Source organism: Siphonobacter aquaeclarae (genome assembly GCF_900103285.1).
Taxonomy (GTDB): domain Bacteria; phylum Bacteroidota; class Bacteroidia; order Cytophagales; family Spirosomataceae; genus Siphonobacter; species Siphonobacter aquaeclarae.
Window position 1 is genome coordinate 312,626 of sequence record NZ_FNGS01000004.1, and the last position, 16,301, is coordinate 328,926.

Here is a 16,301-nt window from a genome sequence, read left to right on the forward strand (position 1 = left end):
TATTCAAAGCTCCCGTTTTACGGAAGTGAAGCATCCCGCTTCCTACCTTTGCGTTTCGAATCATGAAACACACCATTGCCATTATCGGAGGCGGGGCTGCGGGGTTCTTCGGAGCGATCGCGGCAGCCACGACTTTTCCGGACGCCCGCGTCGTCCTCTTTGAAAAAGGAAAGCATGTATTGGGGAAAGTCAAGGTTTCCGGCGGAGGCCGCTGCAACGTCACCAACGCTGCGCCCACCCTCGCGGAGCTGCTGAAGGGATATCCGCGGGGCGCCCGCTTTCTCAAACAGCTGTTTCCCCGTTTTTCCAATCAGGATACCATCCGCTGGTTTGCCGAACGGGGCGTGGAGCTGAAAACCGAGCCGGATGGCCGCCTGTTTCCGGTCACGGACTCTTCCTGGACCATTATCGACTGCCTGCAGCGGGAAGCCCGGAAAGCCGGGGTGGAAATCCGCCTGTCGGAAGGTATCCGACGACTGGAACCGAAAGACGACCGCTTTGAACTCACCACCACAGAAGGAGCTTTTACGGCTACCCGCGTCCTGATCACCACGGGCGGGCATCCGCAACCTGATGGGTACGAGTGGCTTACACGACTGGGTATTCAAACAGAATCGCCTGTTCCGTCGCTGTTTACCTTCAACAGCCCGACGTCATTTTTGCGGGAATTACCCGGCGTATCGGTCCCGGATGCGCTTGTACGCATTGCGGGAACTTCGTTTCAATACAGTGGCCCGCTGCTCGTCACCCACTGGGGTCTCAGCGGTCCGGCGGTACTGAAACTCTCTGCATTTGCCGCCCGGGAGCTCGCCGCCGGCGGCTATCGCTTTCAGTGCCTGGTCAACTGGACGGGTGAAAAACCGGAGGCCGCACGCGAACAACTCGAACTATTCCGGAAAACAAATGCGGGCAAACAACTGGGTACCGTTGCACCGTTTGGGTTGCCGAACCGCCTGTGGCGCGCGTTTCTCGCCGAATCCGGTAACCGGGAGGAGATGCGCTGGAGCGACCTGACCGGCAAGCCTTTCCACAAACTGCATGAAACACTGACCAATGCTGTTTTTCAGGTAGAAGGAAAGACGACGTTCAAGGAAGAATTTGTTACCTGCGGAGGCGTATCGCTATCCGATATTGATCCGAAAACCCTGCAGCATAAAAAAATCCCCGGCCTGTTTTTTGCCGGGGAAGTCCTGGATATCGACGGAATCACGGGCGGATTCAATTTTCAGGCGGCGTGGACAACGGCCTATATCGCCGGATTATCCATCGGTCTGTAAAAGATTATTCGTCGGGGTGATGCAGTTTTTCGGGGTGTTCTTCATACCCAACTCCCGAAAACAGGTAGATATACAGAATACGCGACGCCCGGAAGGTAAACGGCACGGAAAGCAGAATCAGCCCGACCGATACCAGGATATATACCCAGGGCGACGGATCATCGAAGAAATTGAACAGCACAAATGCCGTGATCAGGATAATACCCGTCGTCAGGGCATAGCTGACATACATCGCTCCGATAAAGAAGCCCGGCTCCCGCTCGTACCGCATGCCGCAATGCGGGCAGTACTTCGGCATCTGGTCGAACTTCGTGACTTTCCACCACGGATAGGTGAATAATTTTCCCTCCCGGCAGCGGGGACAACGCCCGCTGGCAAGTGCGTCCGGCAAACTTCTGCCCATATTCTGACGTGTTTAGTTGACTATCGCTGCAAGTTTACAGGTAACCCGTTGCGAAATGCCATGACCAAAATCAATTCCTAGGGGAGATACTTCCGCAGCGCTCCATAAGCCCAGGTACCGGCAATCGCCGATAAGAGGGTGACAATCACCACACTATACCCTGCGCCAATCTGCGCGAAGAGCGGTCCCGGACAAGCGCCGGTAAGCGCCCAGCCGAAGCCAAAAAGTAATCCTCCGTAAACCTGCCCCGGCTGGAATACCTTCGGCGCGATGGCTATCGGCTCGCCCGTAATGGCTTTCACCCGGAATTTCTTCAGCAGAAAAACGGAAATCATACCGGTAACGACCGCCGAACCGATTACGCCATACATGTGAAAGCTGGTAAACCGGAACATTTCCTGAATCCGGAACCAGGAGACAATCTCCGCTTTCACAAAGACAATACCAAACAGTACACCTACCAGCCCATACGGCAGGTGGGTACGCAGCAAAAAGGTACTTCCCTTTTCCTGCACGGGGCTGAATTCTTCAACGGTTGTTTTCATTTCAACAGGAAAGGAAGTCCGAACCAGGTCATCAGCAAGCCGCCGACCATAAAACTGACTGTCGCTACGAGCGACGGCCATTGCAAATTGGAAAGTCCCATGATGGCGTGGCCGGAAGTACATCCGCCTGCCCAGCGCGTTCCGAAACCTACCAGAAAACCACCGACTACCGTCACAACTAATCCCCTCCACGTCAAGATGTTAGACCAGCTAAACAGGTCTTCCGGCAATAATCCCCGGAAATCGGAAACATGCAGCGCAGCGAGATCTTCCTTTGTTTGCGGCGCAATCACCAGCGGATCCGGGTTGGGCAGTAACAGCACCGCCAGGATACCGCCGAGGAAGATTCCCCCGACAAAAAAGAGGTTCCAACGCTCCCGTTTCCAGTCGTACTGAAAGAACGACAACCCGGCCGGGAAACAGGCCGCGCAAATATGGCGAAGCGAGGAAGAGATGCCGAAGGCCTTATTTCCGAGCAAAAGCAGCGTCGGTACCGTGAGACCGATCAGCGGCCCCGCCACATACCAGGGCCAGGGCCGGGAGAGCCATTCTATCATGGTTATTTTGAGTTTTGGCAAACAAAAGCGGTCTTGGGGACCTCCGTCTTCGCGATGGCGCCAAATCCGCCGGCAATATCCACGACGCGATCCACCCCGCGGGATTTCAGAATCGAAGCCGCGATCATCGACCGGTAGCCGCCGGCACAGTGTACATACACCGGCTTGTCAGACGGAAACAGTTCCATGTGTTCGCTCAGGTACGCCAGGGGTACGTTTTCGGCGCCTTCGACGTGCTCGGCTTCGTATTCGGAACCCTTGCGTACGTCGCGGACGACCAGCTTCCCGGCCTCATAGCGGCGGGCAAACTCCTCTGCCGGAATCGACTCGATGTGATCCGTTTCACGACCGGCTGCTTTCCAGGCGTCAAATCCGCCTTCGAGGTACCCCAGTACCTGGTCATAACCCACGCGCGACAGTCGTGTGATGACTTCTTCTTCCCGTCCGGGCGTCGCTACCAGCAAAATGGGCTGGTTGATATCCGTGATCAGGGTTCCGACCCAGGGAGCAAAATCTCCGTCGATCCCGATGTTGATGCTCCGGGGGATGAAGCCGTCTTTGAATTCCTGCGGTTTCCGGGTATCGATGACGAGGGCGCCGTGTTCATTGGCTATCTGCTCAAAGGCGTCCGGTGACAAGGGGTGATTTCCCCGTTTCATTACCTCCCCGATCGACTCGACGCCCATTTTGTTAAGGCGTACGTTTTCCGGGAAATAAGCCGGCGGCGGCGTGAGCCCGTCCGTTACCGCAGCGATAAACTGCTCCTTCGTCTGCGGCTGCAAGGCATAGTTGGTTTCCTTCTGATGGCCGAGGGTATCGAATGTTTCCTTTGCCATGTTTTTACCGCAGGCAGAACCGGCGCCGTGAGCCGGGTAGACGATCACGTCGTCCGGAAGAGGTAACAGCTTATTCCGAAGTGAGTCGAAGAGGTAACCGGCGAGGTCTTCCATCGTCAGATCGGCCTTTTGGGCAAGATCCGGTCGGCCTACATCTCCGATAAACAGGGTATCTCCGGTGAAGACGGCCTTCCCGCGACCGTTTTCGTCCAATAACAAAAAACAGGTCGACTCCATGGTATGCCCCGGAGTATGCAACACCCGGATGGTATAGTTACCGAGGGGAAATTCCTGTCCGTCAGCCGCCACAATCGCTTCAAAAGCAGGGTTGGCCTTCGGTCCGTAAATAATCGGCGCACCGGTTTTGGCGGCGAGTTCTACGTGACCGGAGACGAAATCGGCATGAAAGTGGGTTTCGAAAATGTATTTGATAGTCGCCTTATTCCGGGCAGCCTTGCCGACGTATGTCTGCGCATCCCGCAGCGGATCGATCACCGCCGCTTCGTTGCCCACCTGGATGTAGTAGGCGCCCTGCGCGAGGCAGCCGGTATAAATCTGTTCAATGATCATGACGGGAGGGTATGTTGATGAACAATCGATTCCAGTTGCGGGGCCGTCAGCGCGCCGGATTGCCGCCACAGCAGACGTCCCTGCTGATAGAGGGCAAGCGTCGGTACCGACCGCACCTGTAATTGTGTAGCAAGGGCGGGATTTTTGTCAATGTCAATCTTGACCACCGTGAGGTTTTCGCCCATTTTGTCCTTCAGTGCCTTCAGATGCGGGGCCATCATTTTGCAGGGGCCGCACCATTCAGCGAAAAAGTCGATCAGGACCGGCTTTTCAGATTGGATCAGTTGTTGAAAATTTCCGTTCATGGCGATCAGAACTTTACTTTTTCACGGATGATTCGTTCGAGCTTGTTGGCATACACGCCGCCGGACTGACGCCAGAGGAGCTTGCCCTTTTGATACAGCAGCAGCGTCGGCACGTCTTCGACCTTGAGGTGTTTCTTCAGCGCCGTGTTTTTTTCGGCGTCTATTTTGATGATGGTCAGGTCGTCGCCAAAGATTTCGGCCACTTCCTTCAACTGCGGGGCCATTTTCTTGCAGGGTACGCACCATTCGGTATAAAATTCAAGGAGGACGGGTTCATCCGACTGGATTACCTCTTCAAAGCTTCCGTTCATGTTTTTTTTCAGGCCGAAACCTGTGGTTATGCAGTGTCTATGAAATCAACAACTCTTTAATCAGTATCCCCGTTCCCATGACGAGGGTAAACCACCCGAAGGCCGGTTTCAGGGTATGGCCGGGCACCCGGCGCGACAGGCCCGTTCCGAATACGACGCCGACCAGCACGAGGCTGGTGAACCTGCCCAGAAACTCCCAGTCCATGCGATGCTGGCCCAGATCACCCAGAAACCCGATGCACGAGTTAATGGCAATGATCAGCAGCGACGTACCCACTGCGAGCTTCATCGGCAGGCGTACGAAGTTGGCGAGTACGGGAATGATCAGAAACCCTCCTCCTACACCCACAAACCCCGTCAGCGTACCTACCAGCAGCCCTTCCACAAAAATCAGCGGGTAGTTCAACTGGCGGCGGATTCCTTCTCCGGTATCAATTTTCTCTTTCCGTCCGCGGATCATCGACTGCGCCGACAATACCATCAGCAGGGCAAAGAGAATCATCATGAACAGGTTTTTCGTCAGTTCCCACCCGTCGCCCCGGAAAAGTACCTCCGGCATCATCGGGACGAGGTATTTCCGGGAAAGAAACACCATCGCAAACGAGGGAAATGAGAAAAACAAGGCCGTTTTGGGGCTTGCCAGTCCCCGCCGGAGGTAATCCACCGAACCGACGAGCGACGCCGCTCCCACAATCAGCAGGCTGTACGCCGTAGCCAGCGTCGGCGGCAGGTGAAACACATACACCAGTACCGGCACGGTCAATATCGAACCTCCGCCTCCGAGGAGACTGAGGAGCAATCCGATGGCGATTGCCAGGCCATATCCGAGAACGTCCATCCTACATCCGGCAATCGCAGTTCTCGATGCAGTCAATGAGCTTGAGGACATCCCGCTCCTTCAGTGAATAGAAGCGGTTTTGCCCGTCCTGCTCGCAGTTGAGGAGGCCTTTCAGCTTCATATTGATGAGGTGATGCGACAGGAGCGACTGCTCGCAATCCAGCGCCCGGCATAGCTCGTTGACGCTCATCTTCTCCTGACTGCCCAGCAAATCAATGATAGCCAGCCGGGTCGGGTGCGCCACGGTCTTCAGGATGAAAGCCGCCTTTTCGAGCTTCTCCCGGCTGAGGGTTTTATCGGTCGTGATCATGTGCGTATGCGTTGGGGAAAGCGGATGGTTTACTGTTTACTGTTTTCAGTTTACTGTTTTCAGTTTATAGTTGTCGCCAAATCCGGGAATGCGCATAGTACCCCCAACTGAAAACTGAAAACTGAAAACTGAAAACTTCCTCCACCCAATCTTCCCCACAAATATATGAACATATTTTCATATTAACATGTCAGCCTGATTTTTTTACCGGTCAGGTCACGTCGGGAAAAATGTGTAAAATCAGCCTTCTTTTCCGCACCGGTATGCTTGTTACTGCGATTGTCGCCTATTTGATCCTGAACCTGGCGGTGGGCCTGTGGGCTTCGCGTCGGGTAAAAAACACGGAAGATTTTGTTCTGGCGGGGCGGAATCTGCCGTTTGCGCTGGCATCAATGGTGACGTTTGCGACCTGGTTCGGCTCTGAAACGATGATGGGGGCTCCGGGAAGGTTTGTGAAGGAAGGATTTCTGGGCGTCATCGAAGATCCGTTCGGCGCGGGGCTATGCCTGATTCTGGTGGGACTGGTCTATGCGCGGATTTTTTACCGCTGGAACATCATTACCTTCTGCGATTTTTTCGGCCTGCGGTTCGGCAAGTCGGCCGAGTATTTGTCAGCCATTCTTATTGTACCTTCCTATTTCGGATGGATTGCCGCGCAGCTGGTCGCGATGAGTATTGTCGGACAAACGGTTTTCGGATTACCGATGGCGACGGGTATCTGGGTAGGCGCCGGGCTGGTGATGGTATACACCCTTACCGGCGGCATGTGGTCCATTTCGGTAACGGACTTTCTCCACAACATTATTCTGATTGCCGGACTGGTAATACTCGCCGCAATTCTATGGCAGGAAACAGGAGGATTAGCTCAACTTACTGAAAAGCAACCTATTGGCTTCTTCCGGCTGGTTCCGGGAGAGTTTTCCCTTTCTTCTTCGCTGGACTACTTCGCCGCCTGGATCACCATCGGCCTCGGTTCTATACCGCAGCAGGATGTGTTTCAGCGGGTCATGGCAGCGAAAGACGCCCGGACAGCTGTGCGTTCGTCCGTAGCCGCCGGTGGCCTGTACTGGACCATCGCACTCTTCCCGCTTTTCATTGCACTGGCGGCGGTACAACTGCACCCCGATCTGCTCCGGTCCGACCCGCAGCTCATCATTCCGAATATGGTCCTCCAGCATACACCTCTTGCCATTCAGATACTCTTTTTCGGTGCGCTGATCTCGGCGCTGCTGAGTACCACGTCGGGCGCAATTCTGGCGCCGGCCGCCGTTATCGGGGAAAACCTGGTCCGTCCCTTTTTCAAGGATATGGAAGATAGGAAACTTTTGTTGGCCATCCGGCTGGCGGTGGTTTTCGTCACCGCCTCCTCGGTCTGGATGGCGCTGGGAAAACAGGATGTCTTCGAACTCGTCGGGGATTCTTCCGCACTCAGCCTGGTTTCCCTGTTTGTACCCATGACAGCCGGCCTGTTCTGGAAACGGGCCACGCTGCCGGGCTGCCTGCTTTCAATGGTACTGGGGTGCGTCGGATTATGGGCCGACGGGCTTCTCCCCGTCAACCCGATCCTGACCGGATTGCTGTTCAGTACGGTGGGCATGGCCGGAGGATCGTTGCTTCTCCCCCGCCCTGCATTGCTTACCCGACGATCATCTTGAAGCCTTCTCCGTGCAAATTGATTAACTGAATACTGTCGTCAGCCTTGAGGTATTTGCGGATTTTGGTAAGGTAGACGTCCATACTCCGGGCGTTGAAGTAGCTATCGTCTCCCCAGATCGCCTTCAGGATATAGCTACGGCTGAGGGGCTGGCCCAGGTGCTGGCAGAAAATCTTCAGTAGTTCCGCTTCCCGGCTGGTCAGTTTCTGGGATTCGCCGGCGGCAGTAAGGGTCTGACGCTCGGCATCGAACGTAAAGGAACCCAGCTCGAATATGCGGTTGGATTTGTTCTCTTTGGAATCGTTTTTCTGGCTGCGCCGCAGGATGGCTTCCATCCGCGCGACCAGCTCTTCCATATTAAACGGCTTGGTCAGGTAGTCGTCCCCGCCGATGCGAAAGCCCTGAAGCGTATCTTCTTTCATCGCCTTGGCAGTGAGGAAGATAATGGGAATATCGGCATTGGCCTGGCGGATTTCCTTGGCAAGCGTAAAGCCGTCCTTCTTCGGCATCATGACGTCAAAAATACAGAGGTCATACTGATTCCGGACAAACTGGTTGAGGGCTTCGTCCCCGTCCCGGGTGAGATCGGCAGGGTACCCTTTCAACGTCAGGTACTCCTGGAGGAGGGTTCCCAGGTTGGGATCGTCTTCGGCTAATAAGATTTTCATGTGTTGCAGATGATAGTGACGGGATCAGAACGGGAGCCATACCTCGAAGGTACTTCCCTTGCCGGGAGCACTGTCTACCCGGATTGTCCCTTTGTGTTCCTCTACTATTTTCTTGACGTAACTGAGCCCCAGCCCGAAGCCTTTGACATCGTGGACGTTGCCCGTGGGTACGCGGTAAAACTGTTCAAAAATATGCCGGAGATTCTCCTTCGTCATGCCAATACCCTTATCGGAAATCGTGACGCGGACGCCATCTGCCGAGCTGGCCGTGGATACGGATACGTCCGTTACCTCGCCGGAATACTTGATGGCATTGTCCAGCAAGTTAAAGATCAGATTGGTGAGATGTACTTCGTCTCCCGTTACGATTGACTGTTTCGCGCCCAGATTCGTATGCATGACTCCGTTCCGGGCTTCGACTTGCGGACTCAGACTATGAACGACGGTTTCGATGAGTTCGTGTAAATCAACCTGATCCCGCATCATCCGAACCTCGCCGCGGTCGAACCGCGCAGCCTGCAATACCTTTTCCACCTGAGAGCCCAGCCGCTGGTTTTCATCCCGGATAATACCCAGGTAGCGGTTCAGCATGGACGGAGATGCCGCCACCGCTTCGTCTGACAACATCTGCGTAGCCAGTGAAATCGTTGATACCGGCGTTTTAAACTCGTGCGTCATGTTGTTGATGAAGTCGTTTTTCATGTCGGACAGCTTTTTCTGCCGGACAATGGTACTCATCGCCACATAAAAACACGACGCCATGACCAAAATGAGAATGACGGAACTCACAAGCGTTGTCCACACCTGCTGCGCCAGGTAGCTTTGCCTTTCCGGGAAATAGACATAGAGCATGTTGTCTGTCGCCATCAGGTCGGAGGGGAATAACTGCATGCTGTACCCGTCGAGCAGTCGGTCTTCCCGGTAACCGGGCGAAGAGGTGAAGATAAAGTCGTGGGGATTATCGTCCGATCGCAGCCCGTATTCAAACGGGATACTGATACCCCGAATCGACATTTCATTTTTGAGCAGGGAATCCAGAATAGCCATGTCCACCCGCTGATTGAGGGGCCGGTCATTTGTGAACATATCCAGCAGCACTTCCCGCATGACCCGGGATTTCTGCTCGGCTTTCTCGAATTCGGTCATGTGCCGGTGGGGCAGCCGGGCCGAGTCAATCCGGGAAACGCGGGGCCGTGAAAACGTGACTTTGGGCTTCGCTGCCGCTTCTTTCGGCATATGTTTCCGGACAGGGGCCGCCTTGCGGTCGCCCACGACCCGGTTGGCCAGAAACTTCCCGACGGAGTCCCGCCGGGCCTTGACGGATTCTACATCTTTCCGGAGGTTCCGGAACATGGTTTCGTCGTACGTCTTTTCGAGTTCACTACGCAGGCGGTTGTCGGGGTTGAGCGGCGGGCTTTCGTTCCGGTAATATTCCTCCACGTAGTGCATTTCGGCATCGGTGAGGGTGCCGTTGGTCCGGTTCAGTACGTCTGACGGAACCGTAACCCGGCCGTAAAATTCCCATTGCTGCACAATCGGCGAGTGAGACGCATACCGTTGTATCGTCGCCGGATCGGCCTTCCGCGGACTGGCTTTGCGGCCTTTGGGTTCGGTTTTCGCGGGACGGTCGTGAATGGCAATCTGCTGAAGCTTCTCCTTCCGGCGCTCAGCGGCGAGGCGGCGGCTGGTCAGGACTGCTACTTCGGTTTTTTCCAGTTTATGCGCAACGGCATCCAGTGCTTCCGTGACGCTGCCGTCGAACTGATCCTCCTTGGCATTCAGGGTTTCACGCACGCCCACAACCTGAAAGATCACCAGCCCGATCAGCGCCAGAGACATCAGAACTACCAGCCAACGAATTTTCTGCTGCGTCATACAAACAAAGCCCGGCCCTGTTTAAACCTGAAAGGCGATCTGCCCTCCAAATGCCGAAAATAGTATAGTCATTCAACGAAAATACCGGATCTTTTCTTCGCGGAGGGATGCCAAAGATATCATTTTAGGCATTTTTAACAAGATGAGGGGATTTAGCAGGGCGATAGGCTGCAAGCGGTAGGCGTTGCGTTGCCGGCGTTTTCGTTACCTGGCGCAATAGCCGGTGGTTGAGCTACGTCGAAACCAGCGTCGCGAATTTGTCAGGAATGAAAAAGAAAGAAAGCTGCCGGAGGTTTCGACGGGGCTCAACCACCGGGTAGAGAACCTCGTCATTACGATTACCCTATGCCCCATGCCCCATGCATGACACGCGTAAAGGTTCCAACAAAAAAATCCCCTTCTCATGCAACATCCTTTTCCTTCCAATGTCTTTCACCAAACAAAACCAAACAACAGGTATGCGTACTGATTTTCTCTTACCTCTTGCTGCCTGTCTCGTGCTGACGGCAGGGACGGCGCTGGCCCAGGATAAAAACCAGGACAAAAAAGGAGACAAGAAACTGCGCCTCCATTATGAACGGCAGGCCGGTGACCGGAAATCCGTCATCGACCGCACCTTTGCCGATCAGGCACAGCTGGATACCTTCCTGGATTCCCTCAATGCACATAACTCCGGCGGCGGTCGCACCCGTATCATCATCGGAGACAGCGACGACGCCATGCGGTTCAAGAACATTAATCCGGATATGAAAGTGGAACGTGACGTCCGCGTCATGAAAAAGCGCCGGAACGATGACGGACCTTTCGCCCGTGAAGACTGGGGCCGTTTTGAAAAAGACATGGAGCGCCTCGGCCAGAACATGGAGCGCTGGGGAAAAGACTTCGGACAGAAGTTTAACCGGGATTTCGGCCAGAACTTCAACCGCAATTTCCGTTTTGACTTCCCCGAAGAAGGCAAGGGCAACGTCGCTCCGCGCGTATGGGGCTGGGACGGCGGCAGTAATTCGTCTACTGTTCGCGGGTTGAATGTCTACCCGAACCGTCCGTTTAACCAGACGCTGAACCTGCGCTTCACCGCTCCGGCCAAAGGAGATGTCACGATTCTCGTCACCGATGTCAAAGGGCATGAAGTAGCGAAAGAAACCGTGAAAGACTTCGAAGGCGACTACGTCGGACAGATTACCCTGTCCAAGAAAGCCGAAAAAGGAACCTACTTTGTCACTGTTACGCAGGGCGAGGACGGTACCGTCCGCCGCGTAGCAGTTGAATAACCTTCTTACTAAACTGGGTTTTCTGCTGATCGCCAATCAGGAGCCGGACGTTTCCCGTCCGGCTTTATTTTTTGCTTTCTGCTTCCCTGTTGCACAAATCCCCGGCCTATCTTTGCCCCATGCGTATCCTGAATCTGCTGCTTGCGGTATATGTGCTGGTGTTGTCGGTGTCTCCGTGCACGGACGACCACCATCACCATGAGCAGCGGGACGGGGCGCAGGTGACAGTCGTTCAAGCTGCCGACCATGTATCCGGCGACCATGACTGCGACGGCATTTCCTGCTCGCCTTTCTGTGTTTGCCATTGCCTCGGCGGGTTTGTTCCGCTCACGCATACCTTCCCGGATATCCATCCTGCTATTACCCTTCTGCCCACTCAGGCGCCTTCCATGCCGGCTGTCGACCAGCCGCAGGAATACACCGTTTCTCTCTGGCAGCCTCCCACTCAGGCCTGATAAGGATTATTGTGCCCATACGTTACCCGCGGGGTAACCGGTTTCACCTTATCTATTGGTCATCATGCTGGATAGAATCATTCGATTTTCAATCGAAAACAAGCTCATTATCTGGATATTAACCCTCGCCCTCGTCGGCTGGGGCGGCTATTCGCTGACGCGGCTGCCGATCGATGCCGTTCCCGACATCACCAACAACCAGGTACAGGTTATTACCCGTACGCCTTCCCTTGCCGCTCCGGAAGTGGAACGGCTCATTACCTTTCCCATTGAACAGACGATGGCGAGCATCCCCGAAATTGAGGAAGTTCGGTCCATTTCCCGCTTCGGGCTGTCTGTTGTAACCATCGTTTTCCACGACGATGCCGATATCTACTGGGCCCGGCAACAGGTAAACGAACGCCTGTCAGAAGCCAAAAGCCTGATCCCCAACGGCATCGGCAATCCCGAGCTATCCCCTATATCCACCGGCCTCGGGGAGATTTACCAGTATACCGTTCACGCCAAAAAGGGCTATGAAAAGCAGTATGACGCGACTTCCCTGCGGACGATTCAGGACTGGTACATTCGCCGGCAGCTACTCGGCACTCCCGGCGTAGCAGAAGTCAACAGCTGGGGCGGGTTTCTCAAGCAATACGAGGTATCCCTCGATCCCGCCAAACTCCGGAGCTATAACCTGAGTATCAACGAGGTATTCACGGCGCTTGAACGGAACAACCAGAATACCGGCGGCGCGTACATCGACAAAAAGCCTACAGCCTATTTCATCCGCTCGGAAGGCCTTATCGGCAGCCTGGACGACATCGGCAAGATCGTCGTCAAAAATACCTCCGGCGGCGCTCCGGTACTCATCCGGGACATCGCGACCGTCGGCTACGGCTACGCCAACCGCTACGGCGCGCTGACGCGAAACGGAGACGGCGAGGCCGTCGGCGGGCTGGTCATGATGCTGAAAGGGCAGAATTCCAGCGAGGTCGTCGGTCGGGTCGAAAAACGCATGGAACAAATCCGGAAAACCCTGCCGGAAGGCGTGGACATTGACCCGTTTCTGGTTCGCAGCGAACTCGTAGAACGCGCCATCGGAACCGTGACCAAAAACCTCGTTGAAGGCGCGCTGATCGTCATCTTCGTGTTGGTTGTTTTTCTGGGGAATTTGCGGGCCGGCCTCATTACCGCTTCTGTCATCCCGCTGGCGATGCTGTTTGCCGTTGCTCTGATGAACCTGTTCGGCGTATCGGGCAACCTGATGAGCCTCGGCGCGATTGACTTCGGGCTGATTGTGGACGGCGCGGTTATCATCGTGGAAGCGACGCTGCACCACTTCGGATTGCGACCGGCCGGCCGGCTCAACCAGGCACAGATGGACGAGGAAGTGTACCAGTCGGCCAGCAAAATCCGGAGTTCGGCCGCTTTTGGCGAAATCATCATCCTCATTGTGTACCTGCCGCTCTGGACACTCTCAGGTATTGAAGGGAAGATGTTCAAGCCGATGGCGCAGGTAGTCAGTTTTGCCATTCTCGGCGCGTTCATCCTGTCCCTGACCTATGTACCGATGATGACGGCGTTGTTTTTGTCGAAAAATATTACGCACCGTCAAAGCCTGTCCGACCGGATCATGGCTTTTTTTCACAAGCTGTACACGCCGCTGATATCCGGCGCGCTGCGGCATAAGCTGCTGATCCTCGTGGCGGCGGTAGTGCTGTTCGGCGTATCGGTGTGGTCGTTTTCCCGCCTGGGCGGGGAGTTTATTCCGACGCTGGAAGAAGGTGATTTTGTCGCCGAAACCATGCTGCTGACCGGTAGCTCCCTTTCCCAAACGGTGGACAAAGTAACCCAGGCGTCTGACCTGCTGAAAAAGCGGTTTCCAGAAGTAACCCAGGTCATCGGGAAGATCGGCGCCGCTGAAATCCCGACCGACCCCATGCCGATGGAGGCCTGCGACCTGACGATCAAGCTGAAACCCAAGGATCAGTGGACTTCCGCCAAAACGCGCGAAGAACTGGCCAACCTCATGACAGAAGCGCTGGAAGAAATTCCAGGCGTCAACTTCGGGATATCCCAGCCGATTCAGTTCCGCTCGAATGAGCTCATTTCCGGGGTGCGGCAGGATATCGGTGTGAAGATTTTCGGGGAAGACCTGAATGAACTTGTCCGCCTGCAACAGCAGGTCGGCGCGCTGGTATCGACGGTCGACGGCGCGAAAGATATCTTCATGGAAAAAGTCTCCGGCTTGCCGCAGATCGTGGTGCGCATCGACCGGGACCGCCTCGCCAAGTTCGGCATGGACATCGAAACGGTGAACCGGGCCGTCCGTTCCGCTTTTGCCGGAGAAACGGCCGGGCTGGTGTACGAAGGCGAGAAGCGTTTTGAGCTGGTCGTGCGCTTTTCGGCTGACAATCGCCAGAAAATCGAAGACGTTCAGAACCTGTTCGTAACAACCCCGGCGGGTGTGCATATTCCGTTGCAGCAGGTAGCCGACGTATCGCTTCAGCTGGGTCCGAATCAGATTCAGCGGGAAGATGCCAAGCGGCGGATTACCATTGGTTTCAACGTACGCGGCCGGGACATCAAAAGTGTCGTCCAGGAGCTGGAAACCAAAATCAACGAAAAAGTGAAATTTCCGTCAGGCTACTACGTCCGCTACGGCGGGCAGTTCGAAAACCTCCAGAAAGCGACGGGCCGGCTTTCCATCGCGGTACCGCTGGCGCTGGCACTGATTTTCGTGTTGCTGTACTTTACGTTCCGGTCGGTCAGCCAGTCCCTGCTGATTTTCACCGCTATCCCGATGGCGGCTATTGGCGGCGTATATGCCCTGATGCTGCGGGATATGCCCTTCAGTATTTCGGCGGGCGTCGGGTTTATTGCCCTCTTCGGGGTAGCGGTATTGAACGGAATCGTGCTGATCGGGGAATTTAATTTTCTCAAAAAGAGCGGATTAACCGATATCCGGGAAATTATCCTCACCGGTACGGAAACACGGCTGCGCCCGATCCTGATGACGGCGGCGGTCGCTTCGCTGGGCTTCCTTCCGATGGCCGTCTCCAGCGGCGCAGGGGGAGAAGTACAAAAGCCGCTGGCGACGGTCGTGATCGGAGGGCTGATCACGTCGACGCTCCTGACCCTGTTTGTCATTCCTATTCTGTATATGTATCTCGAACAACGTATTCAGTTGAAAGCCTCCCGGATTGTTCCGGTGATCGGGCTGGTGTTTCTGTCCCTGTCAGGCTATGCGCAGGGTGGCTTGACGGTTGATGACGCCGTCCGTACCGCCCTGGAACGCAACCGCTCCATCGCTGCCGCACGGCTCGACGTCAAAGCCCGGGATGCGCTCCGGAAAACCGCGCGGGAAGTACCCAAAACCGACCTGACGGCCATGCTCGGCCAGTACAACAGCTATAAGTTCGACCAGAACTTCACGCTGAGTCAGACCATACCGAACCCCGGCGTATTCAAAGCCCGGTCGTCTGTCCTCGAATCTCAGGTCAAAAGCGCTGAAATTCAGGTAGCCATATCGGAAAACGACCTCCGGTTTCAGGTGAAATCCGTCTGGTATGAATCGGCATACCTGGCAGAACTTGAGAGGTATCTCGCTACGCAGGATTCGCTATACACCGACTTTGCCCGGGCGGCCGACGTACGCCTCCGCACCGGCGAAACCGGCTCCCTGGAGTCGACCATTGCCCAGACCCGTCTCCGCCAGGTACAAACCCAGCGCCGGCAAAACGAGGCCGACCGGAGTATTGTCGGTCAGCGGCTTCAAACCCTGCTCTTTTCGGAAGAACCTGTCCGGATACAAAGCACGGGGTTGCCCCTCCGCCCCCTGCCGGATACGGCTTCGTCCCAAAACCCGCTGCTGGCCTGGTATGCCCAGCAGGTACGGGTCGCTGAAGCCGAACGCCGGCTGCAACAGGCCAACCGACTGCCGGATTACTCACTGGGCTACTTCAACCAAAGCCTGATCGGAACGGTGAAGCCGGGAAGTACCGAGACGGCCAACGGCCTGAATCGCTTTCACGGCGTACAGGCCGGTATCAGTTTTCCGCTGTTTGGGAAGGCATCAAAGGCACGGGTAGAATCGGCGCGGATTACCGAGCAGGCGCAGCAGAACCAGTTTGACCAGCAGCAGCGGAATGTCCGCGGCGAAGTGTCGGCACTGGTACAGGAGGTTAAAAAGCTCCAGCAGACGATCGACTACTACCAGTCTTCCGCCCTGCCGCAGGCCGCCGAAATCACCCGGCAGGCGAAACGCGGGTTTCAGGCCGGGGAAATCGGCTATGTCGAGTATCTCCAGGGCGTCAGCACGGCCAACGACCTGCGCATTGGCTATTTGCAGACCGTCAACGATTACAATCAGCAGGTAATCCGACTGGAGTACGTGCTGGGCATCCGATAGCAACACGGAGCGCGGGCGATACCGGCGTTCCTC

At 55.5% G+C, this 16,301-nt stretch carries 15 protein-coding genes; 5 read left to right on the forward strand and 10 right to left on the reverse strand.

Features of this window, described 5'->3' with window-relative positions; genetic code table 11:
- Nucleotides 1-62 precede the first annotated feature (62 nt).
- Nucleotides 63-1,277: a BaiN/RdsA family NAD(P)/FAD-dependent oxidoreductase gene (locus BLR09_RS11660; protein ID WP_176785528.1), complete on the forward strand. Its 1,215-nt coding sequence runs from the start codon at nucleotides 63-65 to the stop codon at nucleotides 1,275-1,277.
- Nucleotides 1,278-1,281: 4 nt separating this feature from the next.
- On the opposite strand, the gene BLR09_RS11665 is transcribed toward BLR09_RS11660, so the two are convergent.
- From BLR09_RS11665 to BLR09_RS11700, 8 genes are all read right to left on the reverse strand, one after another.
- Complete coding sequence (locus BLR09_RS11665; RefSeq protein ID WP_093202029.1) at nucleotides 1,282-1,680, reverse strand: DUF983 domain-containing protein; 399 nt, start codon at nucleotides 1,678-1,680, stop codon at nucleotides 1,282-1,284.
- A 77-nt stretch (nucleotides 1,681-1,757) separates the two neighbouring features.
- Complete coding sequence (locus BLR09_RS11670; RefSeq protein ID WP_093202031.1) at nucleotides 1,758-2,225, reverse strand: DUF6691 family protein; 468 nt, start codon at nucleotides 2,223-2,225, stop codon at nucleotides 1,758-1,760.
- The gene (locus BLR09_RS11675; RefSeq protein WP_093202034.1) at nucleotides 2,222-2,782 is read right to left on the reverse strand and encodes a YeeE/YedE family protein; all 561 of its coding nucleotides are present in this window, start codon (nucleotides 2,780-2,782) and stop codon (nucleotides 2,222-2,224) included. The genes BLR09_RS11670 and BLR09_RS11675 overlap by 4 nt, the downstream gene beginning before the upstream one ends.
- A 2-nt stretch (nucleotides 2,783-2,784) precedes the next feature.
- Nucleotides 2,785-4,188, reverse strand: a complete 1,404-nt coding sequence (locus BLR09_RS11680) for an MBL fold metallo-hydrolase (RefSeq protein WP_093202036.1) — start codon at nucleotides 4,186-4,188, stop codon at nucleotides 2,785-2,787.
- A complete protein-coding gene (trxA, locus tag BLR09_RS11685; protein WP_093202039.1) occupies nucleotides 4,185-4,493 on the reverse strand; it encodes a thioredoxin in 309 nt (102 codons plus the stop codon). Before trxA ends, BLR09_RS11680 begins: the two co-directional genes overlap by 4 nt.
- Nucleotides 4,494-4,498: 5 nt before the next feature.
- Nucleotides 4,499-4,804, reverse strand: a complete 306-nt coding sequence (locus tag BLR09_RS11690; RefSeq protein ID WP_093202041.1) for a thioredoxin family protein — start codon at nucleotides 4,802-4,804, stop codon at nucleotides 4,499-4,501.
- Nucleotides 4,805-4,841: 37 nt separating this feature from the next.
- Nucleotides 4,842-5,642 carry a sulfite exporter TauE/SafE family protein gene (locus BLR09_RS11695; RefSeq protein ID WP_093202044.1) on the reverse strand — a complete coding sequence of 267 codons (801 nt, stop codon included), beginning with the start codon at nucleotides 5,640-5,642 and terminating at the stop codon, nucleotides 4,842-4,844.
- A 1-nt stretch (nucleotide 5,643) separates the two neighbouring features.
- Nucleotides 5,644-5,952, reverse strand: a complete 309-nt coding sequence (locus tag BLR09_RS11700; protein WP_093202046.1) for an ArsR/SmtB family transcription factor — start codon at nucleotides 5,950-5,952, stop codon at nucleotides 5,644-5,646.
- Between the two features lie 263 nt (nucleotides 5,953-6,215).
- On the opposite strand from BLR09_RS11700, the gene BLR09_RS11705 reads away from it, so the two are divergent.
- Complete coding sequence (locus tag BLR09_RS11705; RefSeq protein WP_093202868.1) at nucleotides 6,216-7,607, forward strand: high affinity choline transporter 1; 1,392 nt, start codon at nucleotides 6,216-6,218, stop codon at nucleotides 7,605-7,607.
- Here the strand turns inward: BLR09_RS11705 and BLR09_RS11710 are convergent.
- Nucleotides 7,588-8,274: a response regulator transcription factor gene (locus BLR09_RS11710; protein ID WP_093202049.1), complete on the reverse strand. Its 687-nt coding sequence runs from the start codon at nucleotides 8,272-8,274 to the stop codon at nucleotides 7,588-7,590. The two genes, BLR09_RS11705 and BLR09_RS11710, sit on opposite strands and share 20 nt — an antisense overlap.
- Before the next feature lie 24 nt (nucleotides 8,275-8,298).
- Nucleotides 8,299-10,149 (reverse strand): sensor histidine kinase, encoded by a 1,851-nt coding sequence (locus tag BLR09_RS11715; protein WP_093202052.1) that lies wholly within the window; start codon nucleotides 10,147-10,149, stop codon nucleotides 8,299-8,301.
- A 458-nt stretch (nucleotides 10,150-10,607) separates the two neighbouring features.
- Between BLR09_RS11715 and BLR09_RS11720 the strand changes: the two genes are divergently transcribed.
- The 3 genes from BLR09_RS11720 (at nucleotide 10,608) to BLR09_RS11730 (ending at nucleotide 16,268) form a co-directional block, all read left to right on the forward strand.
- Nucleotides 10,608-11,420, forward strand: a complete 813-nt coding sequence (locus BLR09_RS11720) for a T9SS type A sorting domain-containing protein (protein WP_093202871.1) — start codon at nucleotides 10,608-10,610, stop codon at nucleotides 11,418-11,420.
- Nucleotides 11,421-11,539: 119 nt separating this feature from the next.
- Nucleotides 11,540-11,875, forward strand: coding sequence for a DUF6660 family protein (locus BLR09_RS11725; protein ID WP_093202055.1), 336 nt, complete (start codon nucleotides 11,540-11,542; stop codon nucleotides 11,873-11,875).
- Nucleotides 11,876-11,939: 64 nt separating this feature from the next.
- Nucleotides 11,940-16,268 (forward strand): CusA/CzcA family heavy metal efflux RND transporter, encoded by a 4,329-nt coding sequence (locus BLR09_RS11730; protein WP_093202058.1) that lies wholly within the window; start codon nucleotides 11,940-11,942, stop codon nucleotides 16,266-16,268.
- The last annotated feature ends 33 nt before the right edge of the window (nucleotides 16,269-16,301 follow it).

What these genes read in the sequence shown, in the direction of transcription:
- BLR09_RS11660 (WP_176785528.1), top strand. Translation starts at nt 63, where the DNA reads ATGAAACACACCATTGCCATTATCGGAGGCGGGGCTGCGGGGTTCTTC.
- BLR09_RS11665 (WP_093202029.1), bottom strand. Translation starts at nt 1,680, where the DNA reads ATGGGCAGAAGTTTGCCGGACGCACTTGCCAGCGGGCGTTGTCCCCGC.
- BLR09_RS11670 (WP_093202031.1), bottom strand. Translation starts at nt 2,225, where the DNA reads ATGAAAACAACCGTTGAAGAATTCAGCCCCGTGCAGGAAAAGGGAAGT.
- BLR09_RS11675 (WP_093202034.1), bottom strand. Translation starts at nt 2,782, where the DNA reads ATGATAGAATGGCTCTCCCGGCCCTGGCCCTGGTATGTGGCGGGGCCG.
- BLR09_RS11680 (WP_093202036.1), bottom strand. Translation starts at nt 4,188, where the DNA reads ATGATCATTGAACAGATTTATACCGGCTGCCTCGCGCAGGGCGCCTAC.
- trxA (WP_093202039.1), bottom strand. Translation starts at nt 4,493, where the DNA reads ATGAACGGAAATTTTCAACAACTGATCCAATCTGAAAAGCCGGTCCTG.
- BLR09_RS11690 (WP_093202041.1), bottom strand. Translation starts at nt 4,804, where the DNA reads ATGAACGGAAGCTTTGAAGAGGTAATCCAGTCGGATGAACCCGTCCTC.
- BLR09_RS11695 (WP_093202044.1), bottom strand. Translation starts at nt 5,642, where the DNA reads ATGGACGTTCTCGGATATGGCCTGGCAATCGCCATCGGATTGCTCCTC.
- BLR09_RS11700 (WP_093202046.1), bottom strand. Translation starts at nt 5,952, where the DNA reads ATGATCACGACCGATAAAACCCTCAGCCGGGAGAAGCTCGAAAAGGCG.
- BLR09_RS11705 (WP_093202868.1), top strand. Translation starts at nt 6,216, where the DNA reads ATGCTTGTTACTGCGATTGTCGCCTATTTGATCCTGAACCTGGCGGTG.
- BLR09_RS11710 (WP_093202049.1), bottom strand. Translation starts at nt 8,274, where the DNA reads ATGAAAATCTTATTAGCCGAAGACGATCCCAACCTGGGAACCCTCCTC.
- BLR09_RS11715 (WP_093202052.1), bottom strand. Translation starts at nt 10,149, where the DNA reads ATGACGCAGCAGAAAATTCGTTGGCTGGTAGTTCTGATGTCTCTGGCG.
- BLR09_RS11720 (WP_093202871.1), top strand. Translation starts at nt 10,608, where the DNA reads ATGCGTACTGATTTTCTCTTACCTCTTGCTGCCTGTCTCGTGCTGACG.
- BLR09_RS11725 (WP_093202055.1), top strand. Translation starts at nt 11,540, where the DNA reads ATGCGTATCCTGAATCTGCTGCTTGCGGTATATGTGCTGGTGTTGTCG.
- BLR09_RS11730 (WP_093202058.1), top strand. Translation starts at nt 11,940, where the DNA reads ATGCTGGATAGAATCATTCGATTTTCAATCGAAAACAAGCTCATTATC.